Origin of the sequence: Burkholderia sp. BCC1977, assembly GCF_905339595.1 — a bacterium.
Classification (GTDB): domain Bacteria; phylum Pseudomonadota; class Gammaproteobacteria; order Burkholderiales; family Burkholderiaceae; genus Burkholderia.
In genome coordinates this window covers 21,404-37,333 of sequence record NZ_CAJPGQ010000007.1, presented here as the reverse complement: position 1 = coordinate 37,333, position 15,930 = coordinate 21,404, and the positions used below count along the sequence as shown (strand labels likewise).

The 15,930-nt window shown below is 68.4% G+C and carries 12 protein-coding genes; 6 read left to right on the top strand and 6 right to left on the bottom strand.

All coding sequences use genetic code 11. The annotated features are described in order from the left end of the window. Nucleotides 1-106 precede the first annotated feature (106 nt). The 5 genes from def to U5771_RS08355 all read right to left on the bottom strand — a co-directional run bounded on the left by def (nucleotide 107) and on the right by U5771_RS08355 (nucleotide 8,865). A complete protein-coding gene (def, locus tag U5771_RS08375; protein WP_322023532.1) occupies nucleotides 107-637 on the bottom strand; it encodes a peptide deformylase in 531 nt (176 codons plus the stop codon). After that, nucleotides 634-2,709, bottom strand: a complete 2,076-nt coding sequence (gene ligA / locus U5771_RS08370; protein WP_322023531.1) for an NAD-dependent DNA ligase LigA — start codon at nucleotides 2,707-2,709, stop codon at nucleotides 634-636. The genes def and ligA overlap by 4 nt, the downstream gene beginning before the upstream one ends. A 179-nt stretch (nucleotides 2,710-2,888) precedes the next feature. Further along, the gene (locus tag U5771_RS08365) at nucleotides 2,889-4,184 is read right to left on the bottom strand and encodes a cell division protein ZipA C-terminal FtsZ-binding domain-containing protein (protein ID WP_322023530.1); all 1,296 of its coding nucleotides are present in this window, start codon (nucleotides 4,182-4,184) and stop codon (nucleotides 2,889-2,891) included. 85 nt (nucleotides 4,185-4,269) lie between these two features. Further along, the gene (gene smc / locus U5771_RS08360) at nucleotides 4,270-7,782 is read right to left on the bottom strand and encodes a chromosome segregation protein SMC (RefSeq protein ID WP_322023529.1); all 3,513 of its coding nucleotides are present in this window, start codon (nucleotides 7,780-7,782) and stop codon (nucleotides 4,270-4,272) included. Between the two features lie 141 nt (nucleotides 7,783-7,923). Beyond that, nucleotides 7,924-8,865, bottom strand: a complete 942-nt coding sequence (locus U5771_RS08355) for a DMT family transporter (protein ID WP_322023528.1) — start codon at nucleotides 8,863-8,865, stop codon at nucleotides 7,924-7,926. 160 nt (nucleotides 8,866-9,025) lie between these two features. Here U5771_RS08355 and dapC point away from each other — a divergent pair, with 160 nt between their 5' ends. From dapC to cls, 6 genes are all read left to right on the top strand, one after another. Beyond that, the gene (dapC, locus tag U5771_RS08350) at nucleotides 9,026-10,258 is read left to right on the top strand and encodes a succinyldiaminopimelate transaminase (RefSeq protein ID WP_322023527.1); all 1,233 of its coding nucleotides are present in this window, start codon (nucleotides 9,026-9,028) and stop codon (nucleotides 10,256-10,258) included. Nucleotides 10,259-10,303: 45 nt separating this feature from the next. Beyond that, on the top strand, nucleotides 10,304-11,131 hold the full coding sequence (gene dapD, locus U5771_RS08345) for a 2,3,4,5-tetrahydropyridine-2,6-dicarboxylate N-succinyltransferase (protein WP_322023526.1): 828 nt from the start codon (nucleotides 10,304-10,306) through the stop codon (nucleotides 11,129-11,131). Then, complete coding sequence (locus U5771_RS08340) at nucleotides 11,131-11,499, top strand: ArsC family reductase (protein ID WP_322023525.1); 369 nt, start codon at nucleotides 11,131-11,133, stop codon at nucleotides 11,497-11,499. Before dapD ends, U5771_RS08340 begins: the two co-directional genes overlap by 1 nt. A 90-nt stretch (nucleotides 11,500-11,589) precedes the next feature. Next, nucleotides 11,590-12,729: a succinyl-diaminopimelate desuccinylase gene (dapE, locus tag U5771_RS08335; protein ID WP_059529300.1), complete on the top strand. Its 1,140-nt coding sequence runs from the start codon at nucleotides 11,590-11,592 to the stop codon at nucleotides 12,727-12,729. An 11-nt stretch (nucleotides 12,730-12,740) separates the two neighbouring features. After that, nucleotides 12,741-13,649, top strand: a complete 909-nt coding sequence (gene prmB, locus U5771_RS08330) for a 50S ribosomal protein L3 N(5)-glutamine methyltransferase (protein ID WP_322023524.1) — start codon at nucleotides 12,741-12,743, stop codon at nucleotides 13,647-13,649. Between the two features lie 113 nt (nucleotides 13,650-13,762). Then, entirely contained in the window at nucleotides 13,763-15,202 is a 1,440-nt protein-coding gene (cls, locus tag U5771_RS08325) for a cardiolipin synthase (protein WP_322023523.1), read from the top strand. A gap of 145 nt (nucleotides 15,203-15,347) precedes the next feature. Here cls and U5771_RS08320 read toward each other — a convergent pair whose 3' ends face one another. Continuing rightward, entirely contained in the window at nucleotides 15,348-15,827 is a 480-nt protein-coding gene (locus U5771_RS08320) for a glutathione peroxidase (protein ID WP_322023522.1), read from the bottom strand. Nucleotides 15,828-15,930: the final 103 nt, after the last annotated feature.

The following is a 15,930-nucleotide window of genomic DNA, read 5'->3' as shown; positions in this document are numbered from 1 at the left end:
GCGGGCACGCGCTGCGTGCCACGCAACGAAGAAAGCCCGCGCAAGCGGGCTTTTTCGTTTCGGTACGACGACGGCGCGCCACACGGCGCGCGCAGCCGCATCGAGGTCAGTCGTCGGCCGAATCGAGCCCCGGGAACAGCACCTCGGTGAAGCCGAACCGCGTGAAGTCGGTGATCCGCATCGGATACAGCTTGCCGATCAGGTGATCGTATTCGTGCTGGACGACCCGCGCGTGGAAGCCTTCGGCGACGCGGTCGAGTTTCGCGCCGAACTGGTCGAAGCCGCTGTAGCGCACCTTCGCATAGCGGCTGACGACGCCGCGCATGCCCGGCACCGACAGGCAGCCTTCCCAGCCCTCTTCCATGTCCGGCGGCATGTACTCGACCTTCGGGTTGATCAGCACGGTTTCGGGCACGGGCGGCGCGTCCGGATAGCGATTGTTGCTGCCGAAGCCGAAGATGATGATCTGCAGCCCGATGCCGATCTGCGGCGCGGCGAGCCCCGCGCCGTTCGCGTGATGCATCGTCTCGAACATGTCCGCGACGATCTCGTGCAGTTCGGGGGTGTCGAACCGCTCGACCGGCTTGGCGACTTCGAGCAGGCGCGGATCGCCCATCTTCAGGATCTCGCGAATCATGGCGTGTTGCCCTCCAGGAGTTGGTGCAGTCCGTCTTCGTCCAGCACGGGGATGCCGAGTTCCTCGGCCTTCGCGAGCTTGCTGCCGGCTTCGGCGCCCGCGACCACGTAATCCGTCTTCTTCGATACCGAGCCCGCGACTTTCGCGCCGGCCGCTTCCAGCATTTCCTTCGCCGCGTCGCGCGTGAGCGTGGGCAGCGTGCCCGTCAGCACGACCGTCTTGCCGGCGAGCACGCCCTGCGGCGCCTTCGGCGCGGGCGGGCCTTCGGGCCACGTGACCTTGCCGGGCGCGCGCAGTTGCTCGATCACCGTGCGATTGTGCTCTTCCGCGAAGAACTGGTGGAGCGACTCGGCCACGATCGGCCCGACATCGTTCACTTCGAGCAGCTCCTCGATCGACGCGTCCATGATCGGGGTCAGCGACCCGAAATGCTTCGCGAGATCCTTCGCGGTCGATTCGCCGACATGGCGGATCCCGAGCCCGTAGATGAAGCGCGCGAGCGTCGTGTGCTTCGCCTTCTCGAGCGAATCGAGCAGATTCTGTGCGGACTTCTCGGCGAACCGGTCGAGTTCCGCGAGCGTCGCGAAACCGAGATTGAACAGGTCGGCCGGCGTGCGCACGAGATTCAGTTCGACGAGCTGATCGATGATCTTCTCGCCGAGCCCGTCGATGTCGAGCGCACGGCGCTGCGCGAAATGCCACAGCGCCTGCTTGCGCTGCGCCGGGCAGAACAGGCCGCCCGTGCAGCGCGCGATCGCCTCGTCCGGCAGGCGCTCGATCTTCGAGCCGCACACCGGGCACTCGGTCGGCATCACGAACTCGGCCGCGTCGTCCGGCCGGCGGTCGAGCAACGCGCCGACGACCTCGGGGATCACGTCGCCCGCGCGCCGCACGATCACGGTATCGCCGATCCGGATGTCCTTGCGGCGCACTTCGTCCTCGTTGTGCAGCGTCGCATTGGTCACCGTCGCGCCGCCGACGAACACGGGTTCGAGCCGCGCGACCGGCGTGATCGCGCCGGTGCGGCCGACCTGCACGTCGATCGCGACGAGCTTCGTCAGCGCTTCCTGCGCCGGGAACTTGTGCGCGAGCGCGAAGCGCGGCGCACGCGACACGAAGCCGAGACGGTCCTGTTCGTCGCGCCGGTTCACCTTGTAGACGACGCCGTCGATGTCATACGGCAGCGACTCGCGCTTCTCGCCGACCTTGCGGAAGAAGCCGAGCAAGCCGTCGGCGCCGTGCACGACCGCGCGCTCGCGGTTCACCGGCAGGCCGAGCGACTCGTACCAGTCGAGCAGCGCGCTGTGCGTGTCCGGCATCGGCATGCCGTCGAGCACGCCGATCCCGTATGCGAAGAACGACAGCGGACGCTGCGCGGTGATCTTCGGATCGAGCTGGCGCAGGCTGCCGGCCGCCGCGTTGCGCGGGTTCGCGAATTCGCGCTGCTCGGCCGCGCGCTGGCGTTCGTTCAGGCGTGCGAAATCGCGCTTGAACATCAGCACCTCGCCGCGTACGTCGAGCACGGCCGGCACGTGCGCGCCCTTCAGCTTCAGCGGGATCGAGCGGATCGTGCGGACGTTCTCCGTCACGTCCTCGCCCGTCGTGCCGTCGCCGCGCGTCGACGCCTGCACGAACACGCCCTGCTCGTAGCGCAGCGAAATCGCGAGGCCGTCGAACTTCAGCTCGCACGCGTATTCGACCGGGTCCGTCACCGAGCCGGCGAGATCGGTCGTCTTGTCGAGCGCATCGGCGACGCGCTTGTCGAACGCGGCGATGTCCTCGTCCGCGAAGCCGTTGTTCAGCGACAGCATCGGTGCGTCATGGACGACCGGCGTGAACCCGCTCGCCACTTCGCCGCCGACGCGCTGCGTCGGCGAATCGGGCGTCACGAGTTCGGGATGAGCGGTTTCGAGTTGCTGCAGCTCGCCGAACAGCCGGTCGTATTCGGCGTCGGGCAGATCCGGCTGGTCGAGCACGTAATAGGCGTAATTCGCCCGCTCGAGTTGGTCGCGCAGCCACGCGGCACGCGCGTCGGGCTGGCTGGCTGGCGGTTCGGCTTGGGTTCGGGCCATGCTGGCGGCAGATTCGTTCTGAAAAATCGGATGTGCGATTATCTCAGTTTGACGCCGCGGCGGGGGCACGCGATGTGTGCCGCGCAGGCCCGCTGCAGCGCACACAGGCGGCGTGTGTGCACTGCAGCGAAATGGGCCGACGGGCGACGGGCAGCGCAGACCGCCGCCCGTGAAACGCGTTACTGGCTGAACAGGCGACGCGTGACCGGAGAACCGGCCGGGATGCCCGCTTCCTCGAGCTTCGCGTACAACTTCATCAACTGCTGGTCGATCGCGACGAGCGTCGATTCCGGCAGCGGCCGGCGCGAATCGTCGACGACCCGCGCACCGATCCGTTCAGACAGCGACTTCGCGTAGTCGCACATCAGCCGGAACGGCAGGATGTCCTCTTCGGCGACCGGCACGTCGAGCACCAGCGTGATCATGTTGCCGCCCTTGTAGGTCAGGTCGTCGCGCAGGAAGTTCGTGTCGCCGAACTGCAGCATGAACACGGGGTTCTGCTTCGCGTCGAGCTTCACGAACCGCGTGCCGTCGCGCGACAGCAGCAGCCCGTCCTGGGACGCGACGGCCTGCACGTAGTTCGCCGACCACGGCGCGCCGTCCGACATCACGTTGATCGACAGCTGCGCGTCGCACTGCGCGGCGAAGCCGTCGAGTTCGCGCGCCATCGCGACCGTCTCCATCATGTCCGGGAATTCCGGTGCGCCGTCGATCGCGTCGGCGAACTGCTGGACGCCCGTCACGAACTCGGAGAATTCGAGCTCGTTCAGCGCGCCGCTGCGGTTGGCGAGTTGCGCGGCCGCGCGCAGTTCTTCATAGCGCACGCCGTTCTGCAGCAGCTCCCACTGGCCGCCTTCCGGCTTGCCTTCGATATGCACGGGCTTGCTGCCCGCGCGGCGCAGCCGCTGCGCGGCCGGCAGGATCTTGTCGCCCGGCAGCGGCGCGCCGAGGCGAATCGGCACGATGCAGTCGATCCGGCGGTCGACGATCGCGGGCGGCGCCGACGAGATCGTCGTCGCGGCCGGCAGCACGGGCTCGACCGGTTCGTTCGATGCGTCGGCGACCTGCGCTTCCTGCGCGGCGGCGACCGCACTTTCGTCGACGGCCTGCTCGGCCGACTCGGTCGACGCCAACGGCGTGTCGACCCCGGTGGCCTCGGCCTGCAGGTCGGCCGGCGTGTCGGCAGGCGCCACGCCGCCGAAGGTCGGCTCGACGCGCGCGGCTTCGACCGGCGCGCTCGCGGCGGCAGCGGCCGATGCCGGCGCCGCGGGTTCGCGGCGCACGGGCTGGCGCACCGGCTCGATGAACGGCAGCTCTTCGTCGCGCTCCGGGCGATTCATCGCCTCGGCCGTCTCTTCCGGCATCGGGCGCGGCATCCTGCGCCGCACCTTCGCGCCCTGCCACGCGTTGTAGACCACGACGCCGCCCACCACGACGGCGCCCGCGCCGATCAAACCGAGTGTCAACTCGTCCATGCACGCTCCATCAGCAATTCTTGTTCGTCGGACCCGCGAACGGGCGCCCATGCGCCGCGCGAACGCGGTCCGGTTTCGTCAAACGTCAATTCTGGGCAAAACCCGCGGCGGTTTCCATGTCCACCGCGACGATCCGCGACACGCCCTGCTCCTGCATCGTCACGCCGATCAGTTGCTGCGCCATCTCCATCGCGATCTTGTTGTGCGAGATGAAGAGGAACTGCGTCTTGTCGGACATCGCGCGCACGAGATTTGCGAAACGCTCGGTGTTCGCGTCGTCGAGCGGCGCGTCGACCTCGTCGAGCAGACAGAACGGCGCCGGGTTCAGCTGGAACATCGCGAACACCAGTGCGGTGGCGGTCAGCGCCTTTTCGCCGCCCGACAGCAGATGGATGGTCGCGTTCTTCTTGCCCGGCGGCTGCGCCATCACCTGCACGCCGGCATCGAGGATTTCGTCGCCCGTCATGATCAGCTTCGCCTGGCCGCCGCCGAACAGGCGCGGGAACAGATCGCTGAAGTGACGGTTGACCTCGTCGAAGGTGCCCTGCAGCAGCGTACGGGTTTCCTGGTCGATCTTGTGGATCGCATCCTCGAGCGTCGTGATCGCGTCGATCAGGTCGGCCGACTGCGCATCGAGGAACACCTTGCGCTCGCTCGCGGCCTTCAGCTCGTCGAGCGCGGCCATGTTGACCGGGCCCAGCGCGTTGATCGCGTTGTTCAGGCGCGTGACCTCACCCTGCAGGTACGACGGTTTCAGGTCCGGCGTCAGCTTCTCGCGCAGCGCTTCCTCGTCGACCTCGGCCGTCGTGAGCTGCTCGGCAAACTGCTCGACGGACAGGCGCGCGGCCTGCTCCTTCAACTGCAGCTCGGTGATGCGGTCGCGCAGCGGCTGCAGCGAACGCTCGGCGACGAGACGCTGCTCGTCCGATGCGCGCAGCTTCGCGGTCAGGTCGTCGAGTTCGATCCGCGCGGCCTGCAGCGCCTCTTCCTTGACCGCGCGAATCTCGAGCGCGTCCTGCAGGCCCGTGTGCGCGGTCTGCTCGTTGATCGTTTCGAGTTCGGCACGCGCGTCTTCCAGCGACGCGGCAACGCGCTCGCTCTGCTCGTGCGCGATCTGGATGCTGCGCTTGAGCTCGTCGATCCGCGTGACCGCGTTGCGCGCGGCAAAGCGCGCGTCGTTCGCGCCGCGTTCGAGGTCGCGCGCTTCCTGGCGCGCCTGCGTCAGCGTTTCGTCGAGCGCTTCGAACGCGAGCTGGTTGTCCTCGAAGCGCGCCTGCAGTTCCGCGAGTTCGCCGTCGAAACGCTCGAAGTTCGCCTCCGATTCCGCGCGCAGTGCGCGCTGCTCGTCGATCTGCGCGCCGATTTCCTCGAGTTCCTCGCGGATCTGCGTGCTGCGCTGCGTGTAGCGTTCATGGGCCTGCGCGAGCTTCAGCACGTCCATCTGCAGCGCGTGCACGCGCTGCGTCGCGCGTTCGGCCTGCGCGCGCACGTCGCCGAGCGCCTGCGTGGCCTGCGTATGCGCGGCTTCCGCCCGCACCGCCGCCGTGCGGGCGTCGTCGGCGAGCAGCGCCTGCGCACGCACCTGGCGCGTCAGGTTCTCGATTTCCTGCTGGCGAGCCAGCATCCCGGCCTGCTCCGAATCGGCCGCGTACAACTGCACGCCGACCCGCGTGACGATATGGCCGGCCTTGACGACGAACGCGCCGCCCGCCGGCAGTTGCGCGCGCGTCGCGAGCGCCTGTGCGACGTCGTCGGCGACGTACACGTTGCCGAGCCAGTCGTTCAGCACCGCGCGGATGCCCGCATCGTCGATGCGCACGAGCGACAGCACCGGGCGCAGCCCGGCCGCGGCGGCCGGCGGCTCCCCGGCCGCGGGCGGCGCGTAGAACGCGAGCTTCGCGGGCGGCGCATCGGTCGCGAACGCCTTCACCCAGTCGAGATTCGACACTTCGAGCGCGGCCAGGCGCTCGCGCAGCACGGCCTCGAGCGCCGCTTCCCAGCCGGCCTCGACGTGCAGCTTCTTCCAGAGACGCGGCAGCGCGCCGAGCTCGTGCTTGTCGAGCCACGGCTGGATCTTGCCTTCGGTCTGCACGTTTTCCTGCAGCTGCTTGAGCGCGGCGAGCCGCGCCTCGAGCTGGTGGATCTGCGCGCCTTCGGCCTGCACGCGCTCTTGAGCCGCGCGGCGTTCACCGTCGAGGCGCGGTACCGTTTCCTGTGCATCGGTGAGGCGCGCCTGCGCTTCGGCGAGGATCTCTTCCTGCTCGGCGAGTTGCATGCGCAACTCCTCGAGCTGCGCTTCGTCCGGTGCGTCGAGCCCACCCGCCTCGGACTTCAGGCGCTCATGGCGCTGCTGAAGCTGCTGGAGTTGCTGGTCGGCATTGCGCTGGTGCGCGGCCTCGAGCTTCAGCGACTGTTCGGTCTGCGCGATCCGTGCCCGCTCGTCGTTGAGCTGCGCCTGCGCATCGCGCCATTTCGCCTCGAGCGCCGGCAGCGCGTCGTGTTTCGCGGCTGCGTTGTCTTCGGCGAGCGCGGCCTTCTCGTCGGCCATCGCGCGCGCCTCTTCGGCTTCCTCGAGCTCGTCCTGCGCCTTCTCGGCCTGCGCGCGCCATTGCTCGCGCTGCGCGTTCAGCGCGGCGATCTGCGCCTGCACGCGATTGCGCGACTCGACGATGAACTTGATCTCGGCCTCGAGGCGGCTCACTTCGGCGTTCGCCTCGTAGAGCGCGCCCTGCGCGCCCTGCATCGCGTCGCTCGCCGAGTAATGCGCGACCCGCAGCGTCTCGAGCTGCGCCTCGACCTCGCGCAGTTTCGCCGTTTGCGCCTCGAGGTCGATCTGCGCCTGCTCGATCGCGCGCTGCTGCTTCTGCTGCTCGCCCGCGGCCTCGTTCTTGCGCAGCAGCCACAACAGGCGCTGCTTCTCCTCGCCGTCGGCGACGAGTTCCTTGTACCTGGTCGCGACGACGGCCTGCGCCTCGAGCTTCTCGAGGTTCGCGGCGAGTTCGCGGACGATGTCCTCGACGCGCGTCAGGTTCTCGCGCGTGTCGTGCAGCCGGTTCTCGGTCTCGCGACGGCGCTCCTTGTACTTCGACACGCCCGCGGCTTCCTCGAGGAACACGCGCAGTTCTTCCGGCTTCGCCTCGATGATCCGCGCGATCATGCCCTGCCCGATGATCGCGTACGCGCGGGGCCCGAGGCCCGTGCCGAGGAAGATGTCCTGGATGTCGCGGCGGCGCGCCGGCAGGTTGTTGATGTAGTAGCTCGACGTGCCGTCGCGCGTCAGCACGCGCTTCACGGCGATCTCGCCGTACTGGCCCCACTGCCCGGCCGCGCGGCCGTCGGAGTTGTCGAAGATCAGTTCGACGCTGGCCCGGCTGCCGGGCTTGCGGGCGGTCGAGCCGTTGAAGATCACGTCCTGCATCGACTCGCCGCGCAGCTCGGACGCGCGCGACTCGCCGAGCACCCAGCGCACGGCATCGATGATGTTGGACTTGCCGCACCCGTTCGGGCCCACCACGCCGACAAGCTGGCCCGGAACCTGGAAATGCGTGGGATCGACAAAGGATTTGAAGCCAGCGAGTTTGATCGAGCTCAGACGCACGGCGGTACCGGATGTGAAGAAGGTGTGAAACGGACGGGGCCGCGACGCGCGGGGCCGGACGGCCCGTGTGCGCGATGCGCCCCGGAATTCAAAAGCGGGGCCGCGCGCATCTCAAGCGTTGGGCCCCGCAAACGGCTTCCATCATACCATCGCGCGTGCGCCGTCCCGCCCGTCGCCGGGTTTGCCCGATGCCGGCGCGGCACGATGGACCCGGCTCGACAGCAGCGTCGCCAGCACGATGCACACGCCGCCCGCCCACTCGCGCGCGGTCGGCAGTTCGCTTGCGAACACCCACGCGGACAGCGCGGTGATCACGATCTCGAACAGCATGATGATCGACGCGCGGTTCGCCGGCACGCGCGCGAGCCCGTATTGCACGAGCAGGTTGTTCGCGGCCATCGTCACGCCGATCGCGGCGATGATCGCGGCCGCGGCGCCGAGCTGGCTGCCCGCCGGCGCGGCCGGCAGCCCCTCGAACAGCGATGCGATCGCGCCGAACACCGCCGCGCCGCCGAACAGCGTCGCGGTGCGCATCTCGGCGCGCATCTCCGGCAGCTCGCGGCTCGCCTTGATCACGAGCACGTTGCTCATCGCGAAGCTCAGGCCGGCCGCCAGCCCCGCCCATTCGGCCGGGTTGGCCGGCAGCGGCATGCCGAGCGCCGGTGACCACAGCATCAGCATCGCGCCGCCGATCGACAGCGCCGCGAGCGCCGCGCCGGCCCAGGTCAGCCGCTCGCGCAACAGGAAATGCGCGTAGATCGCGGTCCATGCGGGCGTCAGGTAGAAGAGCAGCATCACGCGCAGCACTTCGCCGTGGATCGTGCCCCACACGAAGCCGAGGTTGGTCACGCCGGCCGTGATCGCGATGCCCGGCAGCACCCAGTGCCAGCGCAGCGTCGCGATCGTGCGGTGCCGCACGACGATCACGAACAGGAACGCGACCGCGCTCGTCAGCGCGCTCGCCAGCGTGCCGGTGAGGCCGAGCGACGCGAGGATCCGCAGCGGATACCAGATCAGGCCCCATACCGACGCGCCGATCAGGATAGCCAGCGTCGGCAGGCTGCCGCGTACCGCGTTATTCATTTGGTTCGATACCCTTTATTCCACCGGCCCGGCCGCCGTTCCGGCAGGCCGTGACCGCATTGCGTCACGCTATAATCGTCCGCTGCGAATCGCGCGCCGTCGGCGCCCGTTCGCAGCCGTGCGGCACCTGCGCCGCCCCTTTTCGCTCCAACCGGCCGCGATGGCCGCTTCGCCCGTGAACCCTCGACTCGACTCGCTCCAGCCCTATCCCTTCGAAAAGCTGCGCGCCCTGTTCAAGGACGTGACGCCTTCCGCCGGCCTGAAACCGATCAGCTTCGGCATCGGCGAGCCCAAGCACCCGACCCCGGCGCTGATCCGCGACGCCGTGGTGGCTTCGCTCGACGGCCTCGCGTCGTATCCGGCCACGGCCGGCTCGGACGCGCTGCGCACGTCGATCGCACACTGGCTCGAACGCCGCTACGGGCTGCCGCAGATCGACCCGGCCACGCAGGTGCTGCCCGTGTCGGGGTCGCGCGAGGCGCTGTTCTCGCTCGCGCAGACGGTGATCGACGCGCGCCCGAGCGCGGACGGCAAGAAGGCGATCGTACTCTGTCCGAATCCTTTCTATCAAATTTACGAAGGCGCGGCACTCCTGGCCGGTGCCGAACCCTATTTCGCGAACAGCGACCCGGCGCGCAACTTCGCGTGCGACTACGCGGCGGTGCCCGACGAAGTCTGGGCGCGCACCCAGCTGCTGTACGTGTGCTCGCCGGGCAACCCGACGGGCGCCGTGCTGACGCTCGACGACTGGCGCGAGCTGTTCGCGCTGTCCGACCGCCACGGTTTCGTGATCGCGTCCGACGAATGCTATTCGGAAATCTATTTCGACGAAGCGGCGCCGCCGCTCGGCGGCCTCGAGGCCGCGCACCGCCTCGGCCGCGGCTTCGAGCGGCTCGTGATGCTGTCGAGCCTGTCGAAGCGCTCGAACGTGCCGGGCATGCGCTCGGGCTTCGTCGCCGGCGACGCCGCGCTGCTGAAGAAATTCCTGCTGTACCGCACGTACCACGGCGCCGCGCTGTCGCCGGTCTGGCAGCACGCGAGCATCGCCGCGTGGAACGACGAGGCGCACGTGCGCGAGAACCGCGCGCTGTACCTGCAGAAGTTCAGCACGGTCACGCCGATGCTGGCCGACGTGATCGACGTGAAGCTGCCTGACGCCGCGTTCTACCTGTGGGCCAACGTCGCACGCACCGGCCTGTCCGACACCGAGTTCGCCCGCCGCCTGTACGCCGACTATAATGTGACGGTTCTGCCCGGCTCGTACCTGGCGCGCGACGCGCACGGCACGAATCCGGGCCGCGATTTCATCCGGATCGCGCTCGTCGCGGGCACCCCCGAATGCGTCGAGGGCGCGCAACGCATCGTCGATTTCTGCCGGGCTCTCGCGCGGTAAGACGTCCATCCCGATCAATCCCATTCATCTCCTGCGAAAACGAACATGTCGCAACAACTTCAGCAAATCATCGATACCGCCTGGGAAAACCGCGCCGAGCTATCGCCGAAGGCCGCGCCCGCCGACGTCCGCGAAGCCGTCGCTCACGCGATCGAGCAGCTCGACCGCGGCGCACTGCGCGTCGCCGAGAAGATCGACGGCAACTGGACCGTGCACCAGTGGCTGAAGAAGGCCGTGCTGCTGTCGTTCCGCCTGGAGGACAACGCACCGATGCCGGCCGGCGGCTACTCGCAGTTCTACGACAAGGTGCCGTCGAAGTTCGCGAACTACACGGCCGACGATTTCGCCGCGGGCGGTTTCCGCGTCGTGCCGCCGGCCATCGCGCGCCGCGGCTCGTTCATCGCGAAGAACGTCGTGCTGATGCCGTCGTACACCAACATCGGCGCGTACGTCGACGAAGGCACGATGGTCGACACGTGGGCGACGGTCGGCTCGTGCGCGCAGATCGGCAAGAACGTGCACCTGTCGGGCGGCGTCGGCATCGGCGGCGTGCTCGAGCCGCTGCAGGCGAACCCCGTCATCATCGAAGACAACTGCTTCATCGGCGCGCGCTCGGAAGTCGTCGAAGGCGTGATCGTCGAGGAGAACTCGGTGATCTCGATGGGCGTGTACCTCGGCCAGAGCACCAAGATCTACGATCGCGAGACGGGCGAAGTCAGCTACGGCCGCATCCCGGCCGGCTCGGTCGTCGTCGCCGGCAACCTGCCGTCGAAGGATGGCTCGCACAGCCTGTACTGCGCGGTGATCGTGAAGAAGGTCGACGCGAAGACCCGCGCGAAGGTCGGCCTGAACGAGCTGCTGCGAGGCGACTGATGGCCAAGCCGCGCACCGTGGTCGTCTACGGCATTCCGAACTGCGACACCGTGAAGAAGGCCCGCGTGTGGCTCGACGATCACGGCATCGAATTCGAGTTCCACGACTTCAAGAAGCTCGGCGTCAGCACACCGCTGGTTGAAGACTGGCTGAAGGACGTGTCGCTCGACGCGCTAGTGAACAAGCGCGGCACGACGTGGCGCGGCCTGGACGACGCCATGAAGGCAGCCGCGGAAACGAAGTCCGGCGCGGTCGCGCTGATGATCCACAAGCCGTCGGTCATCAAGCGCCCCGTGCTCGTCGTCAACGGCCGCGTGAAATCGCTCGGCTTCGTGGCCGATCAGTACGCGGCGCTGTTTGCCGCCTAGGGCCGCCCGCGCGGCGCCCGCGGGTGTAGCCCGACGTCTCATCGCTGCCGGCCACCGCGCCGGCATTTTTTATCGAAAGTGGTCCGAACCATGTCCGCCACCCTAGCCCTTACCGAACAGCTGATCGCCCGCGCGTCCGTCACGCCCGACGACCAGCATTGCCAGCAGATCATGACCGAGCGCCTCGCCGCGCTCGGCTTCGAATGCGAGACCATCGCGTCGCACGGCGTGACCAACCTGTGGGCCGTCAAGCGCGGCACCGACGGCCGCGACGGCAAGCTGCTCGCATTCGCGGGCCACACCGACGTCGTGCCGACCGGCCCGCTCGAGCAGTGGACCTCGCCGCCGTTCATTCCCGCGCATCGCGACGGCAAGCTGTACGGCCGCGGCGCGGCCGACATGAAGACGTCGCTCGCGGCGTTCGTCGTCGCCTCCGAGGAATTCGTCGCGGCCCACCCCGGCCACCGCGGCGCGATTGCGTTCCTGATCACGAGCGACGAGGAAGGCCCGGCCACCGACGGCACCGTGAAGGTCGTCGAGCTGCTCGAAGCGCGCGGCGAACGCCTCGACTACTGCATCGTCGGCGAGCCGACGTCGACCGCCGAACTCGGCGACGTCGTGAAGAACGGCCGCCGCGGCTCGATGTCGGGCGAACTGATCGTCAAGGGCGTGCAGGGCCACATCGCGTACCCGCACCTCGCGAAGAACCCGATCCACCTGCTCGCGCCGGCGCTCGCCGAGCTCGCCGCCGAACAGTGGGACGAAGGCAACGAATACTTCCCGCCGACCACCTGGCAGGTGTCGAACCTGCATGCCGGCACCGGCGCGACCAACGTGATCCCCGGCCACGCGGACCTGATGTTCAACTTCCGCTTTTCGACGGCGAGCACCGTCGAGGGCCTGCAGGCACGCGTGCATGCGATCCTCGACAAGCACGGCCTCGAGTACACGCTGAAGTGGTCGGTGAGCGGCCTGCCGTTCCTCACGCCGCGCGGCGACCTGTCGAACGCGCTGGAGAACGCGATCCGCGCCGAGACCGGCCTCACGACCGAGCTGTCGACGACGGGCGGTACGTCCGACGGGCGCTTCATCGCGCGCATCTGCCCGCAGGTGATCGAGTTCGGTCCGCCGAACGGCAGCATCCACAAGATCGACGAGCACATCGACGTGCGCTTCGTCGACCCGCTGAAGAACGTGTACCGCCGCGTGCTCGAACAACTGATCGCCTGACGGAGCCTCGCATGACGACACCTTTTGCAACTGTTCGTGACCTGCTGCGCTACGCGGTCACGCGCTTCTCGAAGGCGAAGCTCGCGTTCGGCCACGGCTCGGACAACGCGTACGACGAAGCCGCCTACCTCGTGCTGCGCACGCTCGACCTGCCGCTCGACACCCTCGAGCCGTTCCTCGATGCCCGCCTGCTGCCCGACGAAATCGCGGCCGTGCTCGCGGTGATCGAACGACGCGCGACGGACCGCGTGCCGGCCGCGTACCTCACGCATGAAGCGTGGATGCACGGCCACCGCTTCTACGTCGACGAACGCGTGATCGTGCCGCGCTCGTTCATCGGCGAACTGCTCGACGACGGGCTGCAGCCGTATGTCGCCGATCCCGAGCAGGTCGGCGCGGTGCTCGAGCTGTGCACCGGCTCCGGCTGCCTCGCGATTCTCGCGGCCAGCGCGTTCCCGAATGCCGAGATCGACGCGGTCGACCTGTCCGAGAAGGCACTCGAAGTCGCCGAGATCAACGTGCGCGACTACGGCCTCGACGATCGCATCACGCTGCATCGCGGCGACCTCTACACGCCGCTGCCCGCGTTCCGCACCGACCCCGACACGCGCTACGACGTGATCCTGACGAATCCGCCGTACGTGAACGCAACGTCGATGGCGGCCCTTCCGCCCGAGTACCGGCACGAGCCGGAAATGGCGCTCGCGGGCGGCGAGGACGGGATGGACATCGTACGGCGCATCATCGGGCAAGCGCACAAGTGGCTGCACGACGACGGCGTGCTCGTCGTCGAGATCGGCAACGAGCGCGAGCACGTCGAAGCCGCGTTCGGCGGCCTCGAGCTCACGTGGCTGCCCACCAGCGCGGGCGACGACGCCGTGTTCCTGATCCAGGCGTCGGACCTGCCGCGCAAGGCCTGACGGCGCGCCGCGACCGAACCGTGCGGTACGGCACACCGCGGTCCCGCACGGTTGGGTAAGATGCGCGTAAGCGGCCGTCGCGCCGCACGACCTCAGGAGTCCGTCACGCGCCTATGACCCTCGACTGGCTACATCTCGGCACCCTGATCCTGGCCGTCCATGTGCTCGGGATCATCGCGGCGTGTCACGCGATCATGAACACGCGCACGTCGCAAGGCGCGATCGCATGGGCCGTGTCGCTCGCCGCAATGCCGTACCTGACGCTCATCCCCTACCTGTTCCTCGGCCGCAGCAAGTTCTCCGGCTACGTCGACGCGCGGCGCCACGAGATGGAGGCGTTGCGCACGCACACGCCGCGCGCGCCGTGGCTCGATGCGGATGCAACCGACGGGCCGGCCGCCGACGCGATCGGCCGGGCCGCCGTGCTCGCGCTCACGCGGCTCGGCGGCATGCCGTTCGTCGGCGGCAATGCGGTGCGCACGCTCGTGAACGGCGACGCGACCTTCTCGGCGATCCTGTCGGCGATCGACGCCGCGCGCGATTACGTGGTCGTCCAGTTCTTCATCGTGCGCGACGACGCGCTCGGTCAGATGCTGCGCGACGCGCTGCTCGCACGCGCGGCGGCCGGCGTGCGCTGCTACCTGCTGTACGACAGCATCGGCAGCTTCGACCTGCCGCACAGCTACGTCGACACGCTGCGCCGCGGCGGCGTCGAGGTCCATCCGTTCGCGACCCACCGCAAGTTCGTCAACCGCTTCCAGCTCAACTTCCGAAACCATCGCAAGATCGTCGTCGTCGACGGCAATCGCGCGTTCGTCGGCGGCCACAACGTCGGCGTCGAATATCTCGGCGCGAACCGGCGCCTGTCGCCGTGGCGCGACACCCATATCGAGATCCGCGGCCCGGTGGTGGCCAGCATTCAGCAGGTGTTCGCCGAGGACTGGCACTGGGCCACGCAGACGCTGCCGCCGCTCGCCGCGCCGCCGGCGGCGTTGCCCGACGACGCGATGCATTGCCTCGCCGTGCCGATGGGGCCGGCCGACAAACAGGAAACCGGCTCGCTGTTCTTCGTCGAGGCGATCAACGCCGCGCGCGAACGGGTCTGGATCACGACGCCGTATCTCGTGCCCGACGAAGCGGTGATCGCCGCGCTGAAGCTCGCGGTGATGCGCGGCGTCGACGTGCGCATCCTGATCCCGAGCCGGCGCGACCACTACGTCGTGTTCGAGGCGTCCAGGCTCTATGCCCGCGATCTCGTCGACGCGGGCGTCAAGGTGTTTCGCTTCCGGCCCGGCTTCCTGCACCAGAAGGTCGTGCTGATCGACCGCGTCGCCGCCGCGATCGGCAGCGCGAATCTCGACAACCGCTCGTTCCGCCTCAACTTCGAAATCATGGTGCTGACCGTCGATCGCGCGTTCGCCGACGAGGTCGAAGCCATGCTCGACGCCGATTTCGCGCAGGCCTACGAGGTCGATGCGAACGAGTATCGGCACTCGCCCGCGTGGCGGCGCATCGCGATGCACGTCGCGCGCCTGTTCGCGCCGATCCTGTAGGGGTCGCGCGAGCGCCGGCCGCTCGCAGCCCGCAGCCCGTATGCCCCCGTATGCCTGTATGGCGGCACACGCTTGCGCACCGACCGGCCCGGCGCCGCGGTCCCGGCCCGTTCGGTCCGGAACGCCCGCTCGCCGCTTCACGCGGTTACAGCAGCCGGTCGATATCCGCGGCGATTTCCTCGGGCTTCGTCGACGGCGCGTAGCGCTTGACGATCCGCCCGTCGCGGTCGACCAGGAATTTCGTGAAATTCCACTTGATCGCCTTGAGGCCGAGGATGCCGCGCGCCTCGTCGGTCAGGTAGCGGTACAGCGGATGTGCGTGATCGCCCTTCACGTCGATCTTCGCGAACATCGGGAACGTGACGCCGTAGTTGCGCTCGCAGAACGCGCCGATCTGCGTGGCGTCGCCCGGCTCCTGCTTGCCGAACTGGTTGCACGGAAAGCCGAGCACGAAGAAACCGCGCGCCGCGTACTGGTCGTACAGCTTCTGCAGGCCCGCATACTGGGGCGTGAAGCCGCACTCGCTCGCGGTATTGACGATCAGCAGCACCTTGCCGCGGTACGCATCGAGCGACGCCGGCTCACCGGCGAGCGTCTCTGCGCTGAACGAATACAGGGTGGACATCGGGCACTCCTTTTACGAAACCGGATCGACGTGGAGTCTAGGCGAAATCGCGCCGTTGCGGCACCTGCCGAACGGCCGATATCCGGAGCGACGCTCGCGCAGT

Bases quoted from the DNA above. Each gene is read 5' to 3' on its own strand.
- def (WP_322023532.1), bottom strand. From the start codon at position 637: ATGATTCGCGAGATCCTGAAGATGGGCGATCCGCGCCTGCTCGAAGTC.
- ligA (WP_322023531.1), bottom strand. From the start codon at position 2,709: ATGGCCCGAACCCAAGCCGAACCGCCAGCCAGCCAGCCCGACGCGCGT.
- U5771_RS08365 (WP_322023530.1), bottom strand. From the start codon at position 4,184: ATGGACGAGTTGACACTCGGTTTGATCGGCGCGGGCGCCGTCGTGGTG.
- U5771_RS08355 (WP_322023528.1), bottom strand. From the start codon at position 8,865: ATGAATAACGCGGTACGCGGCAGCCTGCCGACGCTGGCTATCCTGATC.
- dapC (WP_322023527.1), top strand. From the start codon at position 9,026: ATGGCCGCTTCGCCCGTGAACCCTCGACTCGACTCGCTCCAGCCCTAT.
- dapD (WP_322023526.1), top strand. From the start codon at position 10,304: ATGTCGCAACAACTTCAGCAAATCATCGATACCGCCTGGGAAAACCGC.
- U5771_RS08340 (WP_322023525.1), top strand. From the start codon at position 11,131: ATGGCCAAGCCGCGCACCGTGGTCGTCTACGGCATTCCGAACTGCGAC.
- dapE (WP_059529300.1), top strand. From the start codon at position 11,590: ATGTCCGCCACCCTAGCCCTTACCGAACAGCTGATCGCCCGCGCGTCC.
- prmB (WP_322023524.1), top strand. From the start codon at position 12,741: ATGACGACACCTTTTGCAACTGTTCGTGACCTGCTGCGCTACGCGGTC.
- cls (WP_322023523.1), top strand. From the start codon at position 13,763: ATGACCCTCGACTGGCTACATCTCGGCACCCTGATCCTGGCCGTCCAT.
- U5771_RS08320 (WP_322023522.1), bottom strand. From the start codon at position 15,827: ATGTCCACCCTGTATTCGTTCAGCGCAGAGACGCTCGCCGGTGAGCCG.